The organism is Microlunatus soli (genome assembly GCF_900105385.1).
Lineage (GTDB): Bacteria > Actinomycetota > Actinomycetes > Propionibacteriales > Propionibacteriaceae > Microlunatus > Microlunatus soli.
In genome coordinates, this window is record NZ_LT629772.1 from 4,759,810 (window position 1) to 4,776,012 (window position 16,203).

A 16,203-nucleotide genomic window follows, 5' to 3' on the forward strand; every position below is an offset into this window, starting at 1 on the left:
TTGGGAAGGATGAGGTTCGTGAACAAAACGGTTGAGCAGTTGCTGGCGCGGTCCAATCGGTTGGGGGCCGACAAGGCCAACACCAACTACGCCGGAGGGAACACCTCGGCCAAGGGCGCAGAGACCGATCCGGTGACCGGCGAGGATGTCGAACTGCTGTGGGTGAAGGGATCCGGGGGTGACCTCGGTACGTTGACCGAACCCGGACTGGCGGTGTTGCGACTGGACCGGATGCGGGCGCTGCCCGACGTCTACCCGGGGCTGGACCGCGAGGACGAGATGGTCGCGGCCTTCGACTTCTGCCTGCATGGCAAGGGTGGTGCGGCCCCGTCGATCGACACCGCGATGCACGGACTGGTGGACGCGCCGCACGTCGATCATCTGCACCCCGACGCCGGGATCGCGATCGCGACCGCTGCGGACGGGCGGAACTTGACCGCGGAGATCTTCGGCGGATCGGTCGTCTGGGTGCCCTGGCGTCGACCGGGGTTCCAACTGGGGCTGGACATCGCCAAGGTCAAGCAGTCCAATCCGCAGGCCATCGGCTGCATCCTCGGCGGCCACGGCATCACCGCCTGGGGCACGACCAGCGAGGAATGCGAAGCCAACTCGCTGAAGATCATCAGGACCGCAACGGAGTATCTGGCAGCGCACGGCAAACCGGATCCGTTCGGTGCCGAACTTTCCGGCTATGGTGCACTTCCGGAGGAGGAGCGACGCGCCAAGGCCGCTGCACTGGCGCCACACATCCGGGCGATCGCCTCCCGGGACAAGCCGACGGTCGGTAACTTCACCGACGACCCGGCGGTGTTGGATTTCCTGGCCCACGCCGAACATCCGCGACTGGCCGGGCTCGGCACCTCCTGTCCGGACCACTTCCTGCGGACCAAGATCAAACCGCTGGTGCTCGACCTGCCGGCCGACACATCGGTCGAGGACAGCATCGACCGACTGCACGAGTTGCACGAGCAATACCGCGCCGACTACGCCGGCTACTACCAGAAGTACGCCGCTGCGGATTCGCCGGCGATGCGGGGTGCCGATCCGGCGATCATCCTGATCCCCGGCGTCGGGATGTTCTCCTACGGGGCGAACAAGCAGACCGCGCGGGTGGCCGGTGAGTTCTACGTCAACGCGATCAACGTGATGCGTGGCGCGGAGTCGGTGTCGACCTACACCCCGATCGACGACCGGGAGAAGTTCCGGATCGAGTACTGGGCGTTGGAGGAGGCCAAGCTGCAGCGGATGCCCAAGCCGCGCAGCCACGCCGGTCGGATCGCGCTGGTCACCGGTGCTGCCAGTGGGATCGGCAAGGCGATCGCGACCCGACTGGCGGCCGAAGGCGCCTGCGTCGTGATCGCCGATCTCGATCGGGCCAAGGCGACCGAAGCAGCCGCAGAACTGGGCAACACCGATGTTGCGATCGGCGTCGCCGCCGACGTGACCGACCCCGAGCAGGTACGCGCTGCGGTGGAGCAGGCGGTGCTCGCCTTCGGCGGCGTTGATCTTGTGGTGAACAATGCCGGACTCTCGATCTCCAAGCCGCTGCTGGAGACCAGCGAGCAGGACTGGGACCTGCAGCACAACGTGATGGCGAAGGGATCCTTCCTGGTCTCCCAGGCGGCTGCGAAGATCATGATCGACCAGAACCTTGGTGGCGACATCGTCTACATCTCCAGCAAGAACTCGGTGTTCGCCGGGCCGAACAACATCGCCTACAGCGCGGTGAAGGCCGACCAGGCCCACCAGGTCCGGCTGTTGGCCGCCGAGCTGGGGGAGTACGGGATCCGGGTCAACGGCATCAACCCCGACGGTGTGGTCCGCGGTTCCGGCATCTTCGCCGGCGGCTGGGGAGCCCAACGGGCCAAGGTGTACGGCGTACCGGAGGAGGACCTGGGCAAGTTCTACGCCCAGCGCACCCTGCTCAAGCGCGAGGTGCTTCCCGAACACTGCGCCAACGCGGTCGCGGTGATCACCTCGGCCGAACTCGATCACACGACCGGCCTGCACATCCCGGTCGACGCCGGGGTGGCGGCAGCCTTCCTGCGATGAGTCCGGGGCCTGTGTTCGGCGCCGTCGACATCGGTGCATCCGGCGGTCGGGTGATTGCCGGCTGGATCGACGACGGCACGATCCACACCGATGTGGTGCATCGCTTCGGCAACGGTCCCAGCGAGACCGCGGACGGTCTGCGCTGGGACATCCGTGGCCTGTACGCCGAGGTGATCACCGGACTCGGCCGGTTGGCCGAGTGCTATCCGCGGGTGATCAGCATCGGGATCGACACCTGGGCGGTGGACTACGGGCTGCTGGACGCTGCCGGTGAGCTGATCGAGGATCCGCACTGCTATCGGGACCCGCGGACCGAAGCCGCGGTGGACACCGTTCACGATCGGATCGATCCGGCGGCGCTGTACGCGATCACCGGGCTGCAGTTCCTGCCGTTCAACACGATCTATCAACTGGTCGCCGAACAATCCTGCCCGGCCTGGGAACGCGCCGCGACGATCCTGATGTTGCCCGACCTGCTGGCCTACTGGCTGACCGGTGAGCAGGGGACCGACGTCACCAACGCGTCCAGCACCGCGCTGCTGGACGCGACCGCCCGTGACTGGTCGGCCGAGCTGTTGAAGGTCGCCGGTGTCGACCCGGGAATGCTGCCCGCGGTGCAGGCCGCCGGGACGATCCGGGGTCCGCTGTCGGCAGAGGTGATCAAGCAGACCGGGCTGCCGGCGGAGACCGTCCTCACCTCGGTCGGCTCCCATGACACGGCCTCGGCCGTGGCGGCCGTCCCCGCCACCGAGCCGAACTTCGGCTACATCTCCTCCGGCACCTGGTCGCTGGTCGGGATCGAGACCCCGGAGCCGATCCTGACCGAGGACAGCCGGGCGGCCAACTTCACCAACGAGGGCGGCGTCGATCGCCGGATCCGCTACCTGCGCAACGAAGGCGGGCTCTGGCTGCTGCAGGAATCGCTCCGCCAATGGCAGCTGGACGGCACCGACCATGACCTTGATCAACTGCTCGCCGAGGCCGCGACGCTGGCGGCCGGCGGCCCGACGGTCGATGTCGGAGCCGACGAATTCATCGCACCGGGCGGGATGCCCGAACGGATCGCCGCGGCCTGTCGCCGCGACGGTCGACCGGAACCACGAACTGCTGCGGAGTTCACCCGCTGCATCCTGGACTCGCTGGCGATCGCCTACGACGCGACCGTGCAGGCCGCCGAACAACTGGCCGGACAGCCGATCGAGCGGGTGCACGTCGTCGGCGGCGGGTCGCAGAATGCGCTGCTCTGCCAGCTGACCGCCGATGCGACAGGCCGTCCGGTGATCGCAGGCCCGGTCGAAGCGACCGCGCTGGGCAACCTGCTGGTGCAGGCCCGCGCCCACGGTGCGGTGGCCGGCGCCCTGGAGGATCTGCGGCCCATCGTCGCCGCCTCCAGCACCCTGACCCGCTACGAGCCGGCCGCCTCCTGAGCCTGGCGGGCTTCGGCCAACGCCTCCCCCCGCATAACGCTGCTGCAATGGCGTTCCGACCCGTTCGGCCCAGGAGCGCGCGGCTGTGAATTCGATGATCGCCGCGTCGGTGTCGCCTGCTCGGTCCACCGCCCGGCAGGGTCGGAATCGGCGATCGCCAGCATGTGCAGGGCGTCGATCCGGAGGAAGTCGAACCCGGCCGCAGCCGCCCGCTCGGCGGCCGTGAGTGTCCGCGCCTCGGTGAACCGGTGCTGCAGCCCCAGCGATCGAGCGACCTGGGTCAGGTACTCCTCGCGATCCGGCGACGGTGCCGAGTCGGCGGCGGACCACAGCCGTCGCTCCGACGCAACAGGATCGTCAAAGTCCCACAAGACGTCCAATTCGACCTGAGTGATCATCCGATCAACCTAGGGAAGCACTGATCTATTCGGGCTACTGCGGCCCGCGTTGCACGACCGCTCGCTGCGTTGCACTCGTTTGACGGGCCCCGGCCCGCCTGCACTCGTGCGCCTTGCGATCGGCCGCGCATCGCGGGTCCGCAGCTCAGCCCGAAGAAATCAGTGCTTCCCTCATGGCGCGACGAAACCCTGGCGGGCTGGGATGCTTCAGCCTGTGGAGTGTCGAATTCCGGCTCCGCGGTTCGACGTCCGAACGGTTGCGCGAATGGCGCGCCGGCAGAATCCGAGATCAGGAGTCGAGATGAGCGATGTCACGGTGTTGGTGTCCGGAGCAAGTGTCGCCGGGCCGGCGCTTGCGCACTGGCTGTGCCGAGCCGGCGCCGCGGTGACCGTGGTGGAACAGGCACCCGGTCTGCGACCGGGCGGACAGGCCGTGGACGCCCGAGGGGTGGCCAAGGAAGTCATCGCGCGGATGGGTTTGGATGCCGCTGTGCGTGCGGCGTGCACCGACACCTCCGGTGCGTACATCGTCGACACCGACGGCACGGTGTTGGAGACGCACAGCGCCGAGGACCACGACGGCGACGGCTACATCGCCGACATCGAGATCCTGCGCGGCGACCTGACCCGCGTCCTGTACGACGACACCCGCGAGACGGCGAAGTACATCTTCGGAGACCGGATCGCTTCGCTGACCCAGGACGCCGCGGGCGTTGACGTGACGTTCGCCGGTGGCAGCAGCCGACGGTTCGATCTGGTGATCGGGGCCGAGGGTCTGCATTCGGCGTTACGAGCGATGGTGTTCGGTCCCCGGGAGCGATACGTCCGCGGGCTGGGTCTGATGTTGGCCTACTACAGCGTCCCCAACGAGTTCGGTCTGGACCGCTGGATGATCGACTACCCGGACGGCGGGCGCTCGGCGGGGCTGCGACCGATCCAGGACGCCACCCGGGCGATCGCCATGTTCTGCTTCCCTGCAAGCGATGTGACCGTGGACCACAGAGACATCGCGGCGCAGAAGAGGCTGGTGCGCGAGGGGATGGCCGGCTTCGGCTGGAAGACCGATCAGATCCTCGCGCATCTGGATGACACACCCGACTTCTACCTCGACGAGGTCTCCCAGGTGCTGATGGATCGCTGGTCCAGTGGGCGAGTGGGCCTGCTCGGCGATGCGGCGTACAGCGCTTCGCCGATGTCCGGCGGCGGCACCGGACTGGCCCTGGTCGGTGCCTACCTGCTGGCCGGGGAGCTGGCGGCCTCGGGCTGGGATCCGGAGACCGGTTTTGCCCGGTACGAGCAGCGGATGCGCGACTACGTCGAGGCCAATCAGGAGATCGGTCGGCTGCATGTGAACAGCCTCAGCGGTTCCCAGCACGGCGACGAGCCGGACGCGGAGCCCGACATGGCAGCCCTGACCGGTCTGATCGAACGTGCCGTCGGCGGTCCGACACTGCCCGAGTACGACACCCTGCGGCCGATCGTCGGCAGCTGAGGCTCGCGCTATGCTACTACGATATCGTAGTCACTCATCTTGACTACGAAAACGTAGTCAACTACTCTGACTACAAAACCGTAGTCAGGAGCGTCGGACGTGACGGAACATGAGCCGTACAGCGGACGAGTGACCAGCCCCGATTCCCTGGGGCGGATCCTGCAACAGGCGCGCCTGTTGGCCGGCCTCAGTCAACGAGAGCTGGCCGATCGGATCGGCGCCAGTCAGCGATACATCTGGGAGATCGAATCAGGGAAACCGTCGATCTTCGTCGAGCGCCTGTTCTCCTACATGACAGAGACCGGTGTGTCGCTCACCGCGACGGTCAACCCGCCGGTGGCGAACCGTGACGACAGCGCCGCGACACGGGGCGGTGCTCAATCCGATGGCTGACCTTCTCGTCGAGCTCTACGGCAACCCGATCGGCGCGCTGCGTGGGACCTGGCGGACCTTCGACTTCCATGCCGACCGGAGAGCTGTCGGTCGATACGGACTCGACAGCATGATCTTGTCCGTCGCCATCCCGCTCGCCGCCGTCACTCAGCGGTCCAACCGGGCGAGGCGGCAGTTGTTCTTCGCGGGTCTGCTGCCTGAAGGGCGGATGCTCAGCGGCCTTGCCGACGAAGCATCGCTTCCGGTCCACGACACGATCGGGCTGCTGCGACGTTACGGTCGCGACGTCGCGGGCGCATTACAGATCTGGGATCCCGACGTTCCGGGCGAGCCGAAACGACCTGCGGTCGATGCTCTCACCGAGAGCGGTGTCGCCGAACTCCTTCTTGACGTGGGAAATCATCCGCTGGCCAACAAGCCACAGGGCGGCAAGACCTCATTGGCGGGTGTCCAGGACAAGATCGTTCTTGCTCGAACGGTCGACGGCTGGGCGCGGGTCCTCGACGGATATCCGTCCACCCACATCCTCAAGCCGCAGACCGGCGATCATCCGACGATGATCTACGACGAGGAATACGGATCGCGTATCGCCCGCGCGCTCGGACTGATCGGTTACTCGACCACGATCGACAGCTTCGACGACGTACCTGCGCTCGTGATCGAACGCTATGACCGCAGCCCGGACGACGCAGGCGACGGCAGGATCCATCAGGAGGACTTCAGTCAGGCGCTCGGGCTGTCGGGTGATCAGAAGTATCAGCGATATGGGGGCGGTGCGAGCCTGGCTCGTGTCGCCTCTGTCCTGGCCCGCCATGCCGGTCAGGACTCTCTGCGCAGACTCCTCACCCTGACCACATTGTCGGTCGCGATCGGCAACCTCGACCTGCACACGAAGAACCTGTCGCTGCTGCACTCAACGAATCAGGCGATCACTCTCGCGCCGGCCTATGACGTCGTGCCCCAGACCCATCTTCCGACTGATGGCGAGATGGCGTTGACTGTCGCCGGAAAGTACCGTCACGCGGCGATCACGCGGGATGACCTGGTGCAGGAGGGCACTGCTTGGGGAATCCGCGGCGCTGCCTCGATCGTGGCCGACACGCTCGACCGCATCGTCGATGTCGTCGGGGCAGAGGCGCCCCTCCCGAACTCCTACCCGGGCCTGGCCGACGACATCGGTCGATTCACTCGCAATCTTGCGGCCGGCAAGCCTGCCGGTGGATGACGGCGATCTCGACATCCTGATCGTGCAGCTCAGCCGAGGCCCTGGACCCGGAACTGCATCACGTGGTACGGCCAGTTGCCCGCACCTTCGGTGGTGTTCCACTGGCTGACCGACAGATGCAGATCGTTCAGTGTCGAACCGGGGATGATGTAGCCGCCGTAGAGCTGCGCGACGTGAGTGTCGTCCTCCTGGCCCCAGCTGCCGCCGTGGATCAGCGTCTGCCGGTCCGCCTCGTACAGGTTGGACGTGGGAGTGTCCATGATCATGGAGTCGATCCGGTAGTTGCCGGCGTCGAACCAGGTGAGGATCCACTTGCCACCCATCGGGCGCAGGCACATTTCGCCGGCTTTCCCTTCCAGGACAGGGGTTGGCGCGTTGCCCCAACCCCAGGTGCCACCGGCGTAACCCCACGGTTCGTACGCGTCCGGCTGGGCGATCCGATCGGCCGGCACCCGATGCAGGATGATCGGTTTGTCGCGTTGGAAGCCGGTGGAGTAGACATACACGAACCCGTCGTCGCCCAGACCCCAGGTGATCAACTGGAACAGGCCGTTGTCGCGGCCGGCGTCGAATTTCGCCCCGGTGTGCACCCAGCTGCCGCCGTTGTCGTCGGATCGCCAGATCTCGGTCCAGACCACGTTGCCCAGGCCCTTGTTGACCATCACGTGCAGATACAGGCTGCCGCCGATCGTGATCACGTCCGAGGGCAGCACGGTGGAGAACTCCGGATTGTCGTGCTGGTAGGCCCAGAGTTGTTCGGCCCGGTCACCGCCGAAGGCGCCGGACCAGGTGACACCGGCGGCCAGGTCGGTCGTTGCAGAGAACAGCGCGGTCGGTGATCGCCAGTCCGGATCGCCGACGGTCCGGGCGAAGCTGTCGCCGAAGATGAAGATCATCCGGCCGTCGGGCATCCGGGTCGGGATGCCGAGGTCGGTGGCCTCCATCTGATAGGCGCTGGTCAGTCCGGGGCCGGTCAGGTCCTTGATCTTGTGCACGGTCGGTGCGGCGGACGCCGTCGGAGTACCCCGGATCAAGCTGCTGCCGGTCAAGCCGAGCCCGACCGTGGTCCCCGCGGCTCCGCGCAGCAACGCGGCCCTGCTGAAGCGTCGGCCGGAGCGGTCGGATGGCGTAGGTGGGTCCGCGTGTGACGTGGCCGGGGTGGTGTTCGACATCGTTGCTCCTCATCGAGCGGCGAAGGACGGGCACCGAAGCCCGCCGGTTGACGAAATCGATTTCACGCTAGCATCGAAGGCCACCGCCGGGCCAGGCCCGCCGACGTCTACGCTGGCACCGTGGCCGAGCTGCAGACACTGACCGGGTGGGCGCGTACCTCGCCGAGCGCCTCCGAGCTGATCCCGGCAACCGACCTGACGGCGGTCCGCGCCGCCGTCGCCACCGCCGGCCGCAGGGATCGGGTCGGTGGCGGCCGCCGAGGTGTGATCGCCCGCGGCCTCGGTCGCAGCTACGGCGATCCCGCCCAGAACGCCGGCGGTGTCGTGCTGGACATGACCGCGCTGCGGCGGATCCACCGGATCGACGCCGGCAACGACGGCGAGTGGGGCGAAGCGGTCGTCGACGCCGGCGTCTCCCTTGATCAACTGCTGCGGACCGCGGTCCGTTTCGGGCTCTGGCTGCCGGTGATGCCGGGCACCCGGCAGGTGACGATCGGCGGGGCGATCGGCTCCGACGTGCACGGCAAGAATCACCACACCGCCGGCAGTTTCGGCAATCACGTCCGGTCGCTGGAGCTGCTGACCGCCGACGGCGAGGTCCGGACGTTGACGCCGGACGGAGCCGACCGGGACCTGTTCTGGGCGACGGTCGGCGGGATGGGGCTGACCGGGATCGTTCTCGGCGCGACCATTGCGTTGAAGCGGGTGCCGACGGCCTACTTCGTGGTGGACAGCGACCGGACCAGCGACCTGGACGAGACGCTCGCCTTCTACAGCGACGGCCGGGACGCCAGCTACGACTACTCGATGGCCTGGTTCGACTCGATGTCGACCGATCATCGGATGGGTCGGGCTGCCTTCTCCCGCGGCTCGATCGCCACCGTTGATCAACTGCCGAAGAAGCTGCGTCGCGATCCACTGAAATTCGATGCACCGCAGTTGATCACGTTGCCCGATGTCTTTCCGAACGGGTTGGCGAACAAGATCACTTTCGGCACGGTCAGCACGGCCTGGTATTACAAGACGCCGAGACGAGGCCGCCGGCAGATCCAGAATCTGACCAGCTTCTATCACCCGCTGGACATGATCGGGGAGTGGAACCGCGGCTACGGCAGCAGGGGATTCCTGCAGTACCAATGCCTGCTGCCGTTCGAGCGGGATGATCAACTGCGGGCGATGGTGCGGCGGATCGCCGACAGCGGACAGGTCTCGTTCCTCAATGTGCTGAAGCGGATGGGGGACGCCAACCCGGCGCCGCTGTCGTTTCCTCGCCCCGGCTGGACGATCACCATGGACTTCCCGGTCGGACGCGGACTCGATCGGCTGTGTGCCGATCTTGATGCGATGGTCGCCGAGGCCGACGGACGGCTCTACCTGGCCAAAGATTCTCGGATGACGCCGGAGGCGTTCGCCGCCATGTATCCGCGGCTCGACGAGTGGCGAGCGATCAGGGACGCCGTCGATCCCGATCGGGTGTTCACCTCCGACCAGTCCCGTCGACTGGGGCTGTGACCTCCGACCGCCAAGGCGGCAACGCCCAATCCCAGGAAGGCATTGCCGCGTGCGGATCGGGTTCGCCGACGCCGGGCGCCGACAACTGCACCGCCATCCGGCTTCCCCATTCGAGATAGCCGACGAACGAGCCGCGGAACTCCGGGTCGGCCGGCATCCCGATCTCGTCGTCGGTCTGCAGCAGGACGTCGACCCAGCGGCGTCGTTGGGGTTCGGTGAGGCGACGGCCGCGATGCTGGTTGATCATGGTCGCGTGCCCGCCGCGGGCCGCCGTCGCCCGCTGTTCGGAGTACGCTCTCGGGCCGCCGAACACCTCACCCAACCACTGCGCAACCCGGACCTGATGGTCACTCGGCATCGCCGCGAAGACCGGCGCCAGCAGTTCGTCGTCGGGCACCTTGGCGTAGAACACCCGGGTCAGTTCGGCGAACGCCTCGGCACCGCCCGCCCACTCGTACAGGGTCGGCACGGCGGCGCCGCGGCCGACCACCGCCGTCGGCCGATAGTGCCGCATCTCCTCGATCCGGTCGACGTAGGGCGAGATGGCGGCGAAGAACGCGGGGAACCGTTCACTGCCCCGGAAGCCGTGCAGATGATCTTCGGTGGAGGTCCAGGTGATCCGCAGCACGTAACAGGCCGGATCCTCTTCGCAGCGGCTGAGCTCGTAGTCATGGCATTGCGATGCCCCGGTGAGCTGTCGCGCGGCTCTGGCATAGTCGGACTCGAATTCGGCGGCATCGCCATCGGGGATCCGATAGCGAATGTATTCGGTGATCATGGCACTACTCGACCATCGGCGGCGTCGCCGCACAAGAACGCACCAACCGGTGCGTACCCGTTCCGAGGAGGGGCCGATGCGGCGTGCCGACAGCAGCGACGCGATCTATCACTGCCCGGTGGAGGTGTCCTTGGAGGTCCTGGACGGCAAGTGGACGCCGGTCATCCTGGCTCACCTCAAGGAGGGGGTGCAGCGCTACGGCGACCTGCACCGTCGGATGCCTCAGGTCAGTGAGAAGATGCTCACCCAGCGGCTCCGTGACCTGATCGCCGACGGCCTGGTCGACCGGCACGTCGGTGACGGCAAACCGGCGCCCGTGTCCTACCGGCTGACCGAAGAGGGGCGGACCCTCACGCCGGTGCTTGAGGCGTTGTACGCCTGGGGCGCCGGACGTGCCGAGCGGTTCGGCCTCACCGTCCGGCAAATCCGGTAACCCGGGCTGGGAAGATGGTGCGGTGTCGTTCCATTACCAGGTGCCGAAGCGGTTCTCCGATCTCAACGTCGGCGGTCATGTTGATCATGCCGTGCTGATCGACTACCTGCAGGAGGCACGGACCGAGTTGTTGCTGTCGGCCCCCGAGCCGATGCCGGCGATGCTGGACAGCGGGGTGCTGGTCACCGGGCATCAGGTCGAATACCTGGCGCCGATCGGTTATCGCGCCCCGGTCGTCGACGCCGAGGTCTGGGTCGATCAGGTCGGCGCGGCACGATTCTCGATCAGCTATCGGCTCAGCGACGATGGCGTCCCGGTCGCTCGAGCTCGGACCTTCTGTGTCCCGTACGACCTGACGACGGCGACCATGCGCCGGTTGGCCGCCGATGAGCGGGCGCTGCTCACCGGCGCGATCGAGACTCCGGTGCCGATCACGCCACTGCCGAAGGTCCGGGTCGACCTCGGCTCGGCCGCGGAACTGCCGATCCGGGTGCGCTGGGCCGACCTGGACTCCTACCGGCATGTCAACAACGTGAAATTCTACGACTATGTCGCGCAGGGGCGGATGGAACTGCTGTCCGGCGCCCGACTCGGCGGCGGCGTGGATCCGTGGGTGGTCCGGCAGCAGGATCTGGACTACCGGCTGCCGATCGACTTCCGGCGGGAACCGTACCGGGTGCGGACCGCGGTCACCGCGCTCGGCGACACCTCCTGCACCCTCAGCGCCGACATCGTCGACCCGTCAGATCAACGCTGCTTCGCCACCGCACGATCGGTCGTGGTGCTGCTCGGTGCCGACGGCAGGCCGCAACCGATCCCCGGCGAGTGGCGGGACAAGCTGGTCACAGTAGGCTCCCCGGCATGACGGATGTACAGGTACCGACCGGACAGCGGCGGTCGTTGTTGATCAAGCCCGGCGAGGTCGAGGTGGAGCAGGCGACGGTGCCGCAACCGGGGCCGGACCAGGTGTTGATCGAGATCTCGGCGGTCGGGATCTGTGGCTCCGACGTGCACTACTTCGAACACGGTCGGATCGCCGATTTCGTGGTCGAGCAGCCGCTGGTGCTGGGCCACGAGGCGTCCGGTGTGATCCGCGCGCTGGGCAGCGCGGTCACCGATCGACAGCTCGGGCAGCGGGTCGCGCTGGAGCCGCAGGAGACCTGCGGTCACTGCAAACAGTGCCAGGCCGGCCGCTACAACCTGTGTTCCGACGTCCAGTTCTACGCCACGCCGCCGGTGCACGGCGCCTTCGCCGAGTATGTGGTGTTGAACGCCGGCCGCGCCCACCCGATCCCGGACACGCTGTCCGACGAAGCCGGAGCGTTGATCGAACCGCTCGCGGTCGGGGTGTCGGCCAACCGCAAGGCCGCCGTCGAACCGGGGGACCGGGTGCTGGTCACCGGTGCCGGTCCGGTCGGGCTGCTCGCTGCCGGGGTCGCCCGCGCCCGCGGCGGCTGGGTCGCCGTCAGCGACACCAACGCGTACCGGTTGCAGGTCGCCCGGGACCGTGGCGCGCACGCGACCATCGACGCCACCCAGGGTTCGCCCCGCGACCAGCAGGGTGAATTCGACGTCATCCTGGAGTGCAGCGGGGCCGGACCTGCGGTGCTGGGGGCCTTCGACGCCGCGGCGCCGGCGGCTCGGGTGGTGCTGATCGGGATGGGGGCTGCCAGCCTCGAGCTGCCGGTCAGTCTGATTCAGAACCGTGAGCTGTGGGTCACCGGCGTCTTCCGCTACGCCAACTGCTACCCGGCCGCCATCGCGTTGGCCGCCGACGGCGCCATCGACCTGGACTCGCTGGTCACCGCCCGGTTCGGGATCGACGAGGTCGCCGACGCGCTCACCGCGCTGCGCCGCGACCCGCACACCCTGAAGCCGGTCGTCTACCCGAGTCGCTGATCAGCTCGGCCGTGGGGTGATCCCCAGGCCGGGTGCCGGCTGATCGGGGCTGCCGGTCTCATCGAAGGTGTTGACCATTGCGTACGCGGCCCGGCTGAGGTAGTCCCAGAAGATCTGGTCCTGTTCAGCGGGCAGGGCGACTTCGTCCAGGGCGGCCCGCATGTGCTGCAGCCAGCGGTCCCGCATGTCCGGGGTGACGGCGAACGGCAGGTGCCGCATCCGCAGCCGCGGATGGCCGCGCTGCTCGCTGTAGGTCGTCGGGCCACCCCAGTACTGCTCCAGGAACATCCGCAGCCGCACCTCCGCCGGCCCCAGATCCTCCTCCGGGTAGAGCGCCCGCAGTTCGGGGTCGTCGGCCACGCCGAGGTAGAAGTGGTGCACCAGCTTCTCGAAGACTGGTGCGCCGCCGAACTGTTCGTAGAAGGTCTGGGTGCTGGGCTCATGACTGGACATCACTGCCCATTGTGACGCACCGCCGGCGTGGCTCAGCCTCGATCCACCGATGTGCCGCGTAGCGAGCGGCACCAGACGGGTGCATCGGCAAGGCGCCGACGCGAGGGCGGTCTGGTTGACCGTTGAGCGGCGGCAACGCCGCCGATGTGCCCGGATGGGGCCGCGCAGTAGCGGCACATCGGTGGATCGAGGCTTAGCCAGGCAGGGAGTAGCGGGAGTCGAAGACGCCGTGCGGATCGTACGACTTGTTGATGGAGACCAGCTTGGAGTAGTTGGCGCCGTAGTAGTCGGAGAGCTCGCGGCCCGGCTCGAGATAGTTGACGTAGCCGCCGACCGACGCGCTGCCGATCGCGCCGTGGCACCGCTCCACCCAGGCCGCGGCCTTGTCCAGGTTGGTGCTGCCGGTCTTGGTCAGACCGACATACCACTGCACATCAGCCAGGGCACTCCGCCAACGAAACGCCGTGCTGCCGGCCGAGTGGTCTGCCACGGCCCCGCCGAGCGGGTCGAAGATCGCCGCCACCGATCCGGCGCCGTCCCAGCTGCCGACCGCCCGGATCACCTTGTCGGCCCGGTCGCCGTAGATCTTGGATCCGACGACATCGGAGCCCGCATACCAGGACTGTCGCTTGCTGCCGGCCGATCCGCCGGCGAACCAGCTCATCGCTCCGGCGTGCGACTCCTGCCAGATCTGCTTGCTGGACGGCGATTTTCCGATCGCGGACACGATCGCCCTGATCTCGGCCGACGCGCTGCCGTCCCAGCAGACACCGGTGATGCTCGGCGTCACGGCACCACCGGAGGAGTCCAGATGCAGATTGGCCCAACTGTGCCGCGGCTGCTCGGCGAGCCGATGCTGCCAGCCGGTCAGGACGCGATGGGCGTCCTTGGACGACCAGCGCAACCGGAAGATCTCGCCCGGCAATGCGGGATAGGTCTTGTACCGCAGCCAGGTGACGATGCCGATGTTGCCGCCACCACCGCCACGCATCGCCCAGAACATGTCGGACAGATGGCTGCTGGTCGGATTGTGCACCAGACCGTCGGCCGTGACGATCGACGCCGTGGTCAGCGCGTCCTGGGTCAGCCCGTACAGCCGGTTTTCGGTGCCGATGCCGCCGCCCAGGGTGAGTCCGGCAGCGCCGACGGTCGGGCAGGTGCCGGTCGGCACCGTACGGCGGTGCTTGTCCAGTGCGGTGTGCAGGGCTCCGAGCCGGACTCCGGCGCCGATCGAGACCGACTTGTCGGAGTGGTAGACGATCTTGTTCATGCCTCCGACATCGATCACCAGGACACCGTTGCCGGTGGAGGCGCCGACGTAGGAATGGCCGCCCGACCGAGGCCGCGGTTTGAGGTCGTACTTGACGGTGAACCGGAGCGCTTCGGACACGTCGGTGGTGTTCGCCGCGCGCACGATCGCCAACGGGCGTTGACCGTCGCGGCGCGGGTCGAAGGTCTTCAGCGCGCTGGTGTAGCCGTCATCGCCCGGACGGTAGAGCCGTCCGTCCAGTTGCTTGCGCAGTGCTGTCCAGGCCGACGCGGGCGGATTGCCCGAGGCCATCGCGGGACGGGCGGCGATCGGACCGGCCAGCCCGGCACCGAGCACGGCTGCGGAGCCGCCGACGAACGTTCGGCGGGCGATTTTGGCGTCATGAACGGAGGACATGTGCCGAGTGTCCGGCTCGCCCGCACCGGTCCGGTCACGGTGCAGGCACGGGGCGGACAAGAGGGGGCACCGATTCGGGCAATGAGCGATCGGGCATGATCACGGGTAGCAGGACCGCAGCACAGATACCGCATTCGACAACGGGAGATGACATGGCAACCGTCCGCACCGCCAACGCACATTGGGAAGGCTCGCTGTTCGAGGGCCAAGGCACCGTCGAGCTCGCCTCGTCCGGGATCGGCAGCTACCCGGTCACCTGGGCCTCGCGCGCCGAGGAGGCGAACGGCAAGACCAGCCCCGAGGAGCTGATCGCGGCCGCGCACTCGACCTGCTTCTCGATGGCCTTCTCCAACGGGCTGGCCAAGGCCGGTACGCCGCCGACCGCGCTGGACACCACCGCCGAGGTGACCTTCCAGCCGGGTGAGGGCATCACCGGCATCAAGCTGATCGTCAAGGGCGCGGTCCCGGGCCTGAACGCCGAGCAGTTCGCCGCTGCCGCCGAGGACGCCAAGACCAACTGCCCGGTCAGCCAGGCGCTCGCCGGCACCACGATCACCCTCGAGGCGACCCTCGCCGAGTAAGAACGTCGAGGGTCGGTGGGCTGCCGCTCACCGACCCTCCGGCGTCTCCGACGGGGTAGCGGGCGTGATCGGCGTCGGGCGTCCGTTGCCCGAGCCCTGGCTGTAATTGGCGACCTTGGCGATGTCGCCGTTGCGGAAGTACCAGATGGTGCCGCTGTCGTCACGGAGCTGGGTGACCCGCAGCCCGATCTCCTCGACGACGCCGTCGATGTCGCCGACCTGGACGTAGTCGCCCATCCCGAGCTGGTCCTCGAAGAGGATGAAAATGCCGGAGATGATGTCCCGCAGGATGGTCTGCACGCCGAAGGCGACGGCGATGCCGACGATCGACGTCCCGGCCAGCAGGGCGGCGATGTTGAAGTGCAGCTCCTGCAAGATCATCAGCACCACGATCACCAGCAGGATGATCGTGACGGTGCTCCGGCCCAGAGATCCGAGCGCACCGATCCGCTGCTCACGCCGCTTGTCCATCGATGTGGCCCGGGCGACCAACCGGGCGGCCCTGTTGTCGGTGACCTTGCGCGGCACCACCGGCCGTCGCTCATGGGACTGACGGGTCACCATCATCCGGACGGCCTTGTCGATCATCCGGACCGCGATGAACCGGACGATCCCGGCGACGATCAGGATCAGCGCGATCTTGACCGGCACGAACCACATCGACTCGAAGAAGTTCTCAAGCATCCGATCCCCCTCCGAACCTCGGATCGGATCCGGTGCTC

16 protein-coding genes are annotated in these 16,203 nt (G+C 67.5%); 10 read left to right on the top strand and 6 right to left on the bottom strand.

Annotation, left to right across the window (positions count from 1 at the left end; all coding sequences use genetic code 11):
• Positions 1–18 precede the first annotated feature (18 nt).
• Positions 19–2,052 (top strand): bifunctional aldolase/short-chain dehydrogenase, encoded by a 2,034-nt coding sequence (locus tag BLU38_RS21725; RefSeq protein ID WP_231919978.1) that lies wholly within the window; start codon positions 19–21, stop codon positions 2,050–2,052.
• Positions 2,049–3,479, top strand: coding sequence for a rhamnulokinase (locus BLU38_RS21730; protein WP_091527485.1), 1,431 nt, complete (start codon positions 2,049–2,051; stop codon positions 3,477–3,479). Before BLU38_RS21725 ends, BLU38_RS21730 begins: the two co-directional genes overlap by 4 nt.
• Here the strand turns inward: BLU38_RS21730 and BLU38_RS21735 are convergent.
• On the bottom strand, positions 3,458–3,877 hold the full coding sequence (locus tag BLU38_RS21735) for a hypothetical protein (protein ID WP_197679809.1): 420 nt from the start codon (positions 3,875–3,877) through the stop codon (positions 3,458–3,460). The two genes, BLU38_RS21730 and BLU38_RS21735, sit on opposite strands and share 22 nt — an antisense overlap.
• A 301-nt stretch (positions 3,878–4,178) precedes the next feature.
• Between BLU38_RS21735 and BLU38_RS21740 the strand changes: the two genes are divergently transcribed.
• The 3 genes from BLU38_RS21740 to BLU38_RS21750 all read left to right on the top strand — a co-directional run bounded on the left by BLU38_RS21740 (position 4,179) and on the right by BLU38_RS21750 (position 6,987).
• Positions 4,179–5,369, top strand: coding sequence for an FAD-dependent monooxygenase (locus tag BLU38_RS21740; RefSeq protein ID WP_172836198.1), 1,191 nt, complete (start codon positions 4,179–4,181; stop codon positions 5,367–5,369).
• A 99-nt stretch (positions 5,370–5,468) separates the two neighbouring features.
• Positions 5,469–5,762: a helix-turn-helix domain-containing protein gene (locus BLU38_RS21745; RefSeq protein WP_091527486.1), complete on the top strand. Its 294-nt coding sequence runs from the start codon at positions 5,469–5,471 to the stop codon at positions 5,760–5,762.
• Positions 5,755–6,987 carry a type II toxin-antitoxin system HipA family toxin gene (locus BLU38_RS21750; RefSeq protein ID WP_091527487.1) on the top strand — a complete coding sequence of 411 codons (1,233 nt, stop codon included), beginning with the start codon at positions 5,755–5,757 and terminating at the stop codon, positions 6,985–6,987. Before BLU38_RS21745 ends, BLU38_RS21750 begins: the two co-directional genes overlap by 8 nt.
• A 29-nt stretch (positions 6,988–7,016) precedes the next feature.
• Here the strand turns inward: BLU38_RS21750 and BLU38_RS21755 are convergent, their stop codons facing one another.
• A complete protein-coding gene (locus tag BLU38_RS21755) occupies positions 7,017–8,159 on the bottom strand; it encodes a DUF4185 domain-containing protein (RefSeq protein ID WP_091527488.1) in 1,143 nt (380 codons plus the stop codon).
• Positions 8,160–8,279: 120 nt separating this feature from the next.
• Here BLU38_RS21755 and BLU38_RS21760 point away from each other — a divergent pair, with 120 nt between their 5' ends.
• Complete coding sequence (locus BLU38_RS21760) at positions 8,280–9,671, top strand: FAD-binding oxidoreductase (protein ID WP_091527489.1); 1,392 nt, start codon at positions 8,280–8,282, stop codon at positions 9,669–9,671.
• Here the strand turns inward: BLU38_RS21760 and BLU38_RS21765 are convergent.
• Positions 9,637–10,449, bottom strand: a complete 813-nt coding sequence (locus BLU38_RS21765; protein WP_091527490.1) for a group II truncated hemoglobin — start codon at positions 10,447–10,449, stop codon at positions 9,637–9,639. The genes BLU38_RS21760 and BLU38_RS21765 overlap by 35 nt on opposite strands.
• Positions 10,450–10,525: 76 nt before the next feature.
• On the opposite strand from BLU38_RS21765, the gene BLU38_RS21770 reads away from it, so the two are divergent.
• From BLU38_RS21770 to BLU38_RS21780, 3 genes are read left to right on the top strand one after another with little or no spacing between them, the layout of a single operon-like run.
• Positions 10,526–10,882, top strand: a complete 357-nt coding sequence (locus BLU38_RS21770) for a winged helix-turn-helix transcriptional regulator (RefSeq protein ID WP_091527491.1) — start codon at positions 10,526–10,528, stop codon at positions 10,880–10,882.
• 22 nt (positions 10,883–10,904) lie between these two features.
• Positions 10,905–11,747 (top strand): acyl-CoA thioesterase, encoded by an 843-nt coding sequence (locus tag BLU38_RS21775; protein ID WP_157683608.1) that lies wholly within the window; start codon positions 10,905–10,907, stop codon positions 11,745–11,747.
• Positions 11,744–12,781: an NAD(P)-dependent alcohol dehydrogenase gene (locus BLU38_RS21780; RefSeq protein WP_091527493.1), complete on the top strand. Its 1,038-nt coding sequence runs from the start codon at positions 11,744–11,746 to the stop codon at positions 12,779–12,781. Before BLU38_RS21775 ends, BLU38_RS21780 begins: the two co-directional genes overlap by 4 nt.
• On the opposite strand, the gene BLU38_RS21785 is transcribed toward BLU38_RS21780, so the two are convergent.
• A complete protein-coding gene (locus BLU38_RS21785; protein WP_091532930.1) occupies positions 12,782–13,234 on the bottom strand; it encodes a globin in 453 nt (150 codons plus the stop codon). It abuts the gene before it with no gap.
• Between the two features lie 193 nt (positions 13,235–13,427).
• Entirely contained in the window at positions 13,428–14,900 is a 1,473-nt protein-coding gene (locus BLU38_RS21790; RefSeq protein ID WP_091527494.1) for an FAD-binding oxidoreductase, read from the bottom strand.
• Between the two features lie 152 nt (positions 14,901–15,052).
• Between BLU38_RS21790 and BLU38_RS21795 the strand changes: the two genes are divergently transcribed.
• Entirely contained in the window at positions 15,053–15,481 is a 429-nt protein-coding gene (locus BLU38_RS21795; RefSeq protein ID WP_091527495.1) for an OsmC family protein, read from the top strand.
• A gap of 27 nt (positions 15,482–15,508) precedes the next feature.
• On the opposite strand, the gene BLU38_RS21800 is transcribed toward BLU38_RS21795, so the two are convergent.
• Entirely contained in the window at positions 15,509–16,165 is a 657-nt protein-coding gene (locus BLU38_RS21800) for a mechanosensitive ion channel family protein (protein ID WP_091527496.1), read from the bottom strand.
• Positions 16,166–16,203 lie beyond the last annotated feature (38 nt).

Bases quoted from the DNA above. Each gene is read 5' to 3' on its own strand.
- BLU38_RS21730 (WP_091527485.1), top strand. From the start codon at position 2,049: ATGAGTCCGGGGCCTGTGTTCGGCGCCGTCGACATCGGTGCATCCGGC.
- BLU38_RS21735 (WP_197679809.1), bottom strand. From the start codon at position 3,877: ATGATCACTCAGGTCGAATTGGACGTCTTGTGGGACTTTGACGATCCT.
- BLU38_RS21740 (WP_172836198.1), top strand. From the start codon at position 4,179: ATGAGCGATGTCACGGTGTTGGTGTCCGGAGCAAGTGTCGCCGGGCCG.
- BLU38_RS21750 (WP_091527487.1), top strand. From the start codon at position 5,755: ATGGCTGACCTTCTCGTCGAGCTCTACGGCAACCCGATCGGCGCGCTG.
- BLU38_RS21755 (WP_091527488.1), bottom strand. From the start codon at position 8,159: ATGTCGAACACCACCCCGGCCACGTCACACGCGGACCCACCTACGCCA.
- BLU38_RS21765 (WP_091527490.1), bottom strand. From the start codon at position 10,449: ATGATCACCGAATACATTCGCTATCGGATCCCCGATGGCGATGCCGCC.
- BLU38_RS21770 (WP_091527491.1), top strand. From the start codon at position 10,526: ATGCGGCGTGCCGACAGCAGCGACGCGATCTATCACTGCCCGGTGGAG.
- BLU38_RS21780 (WP_091527493.1), top strand. From the start codon at position 11,744: ATGACGGATGTACAGGTACCGACCGGACAGCGGCGGTCGTTGTTGATC.
- BLU38_RS21785 (WP_091532930.1), bottom strand. From the start codon at position 13,234: ATGTCCAGTCATGAGCCCAGCACCCAGACCTTCTACGAACAGTTCGGC.
- BLU38_RS21790 (WP_091527494.1), bottom strand. From the start codon at position 14,900: ATGTCCTCCGTTCATGACGCCAAAATCGCCCGCCGAACGTTCGTCGGC.
- BLU38_RS21795 (WP_091527495.1), top strand. From the start codon at position 15,053: ATGGCAACCGTCCGCACCGCCAACGCACATTGGGAAGGCTCGCTGTTC.
- BLU38_RS21800 (WP_091527496.1), bottom strand. From the start codon at position 16,165: ATGCTTGAGAACTTCTTCGAGTCGATGTGGTTCGTGCCGGTCAAGATC.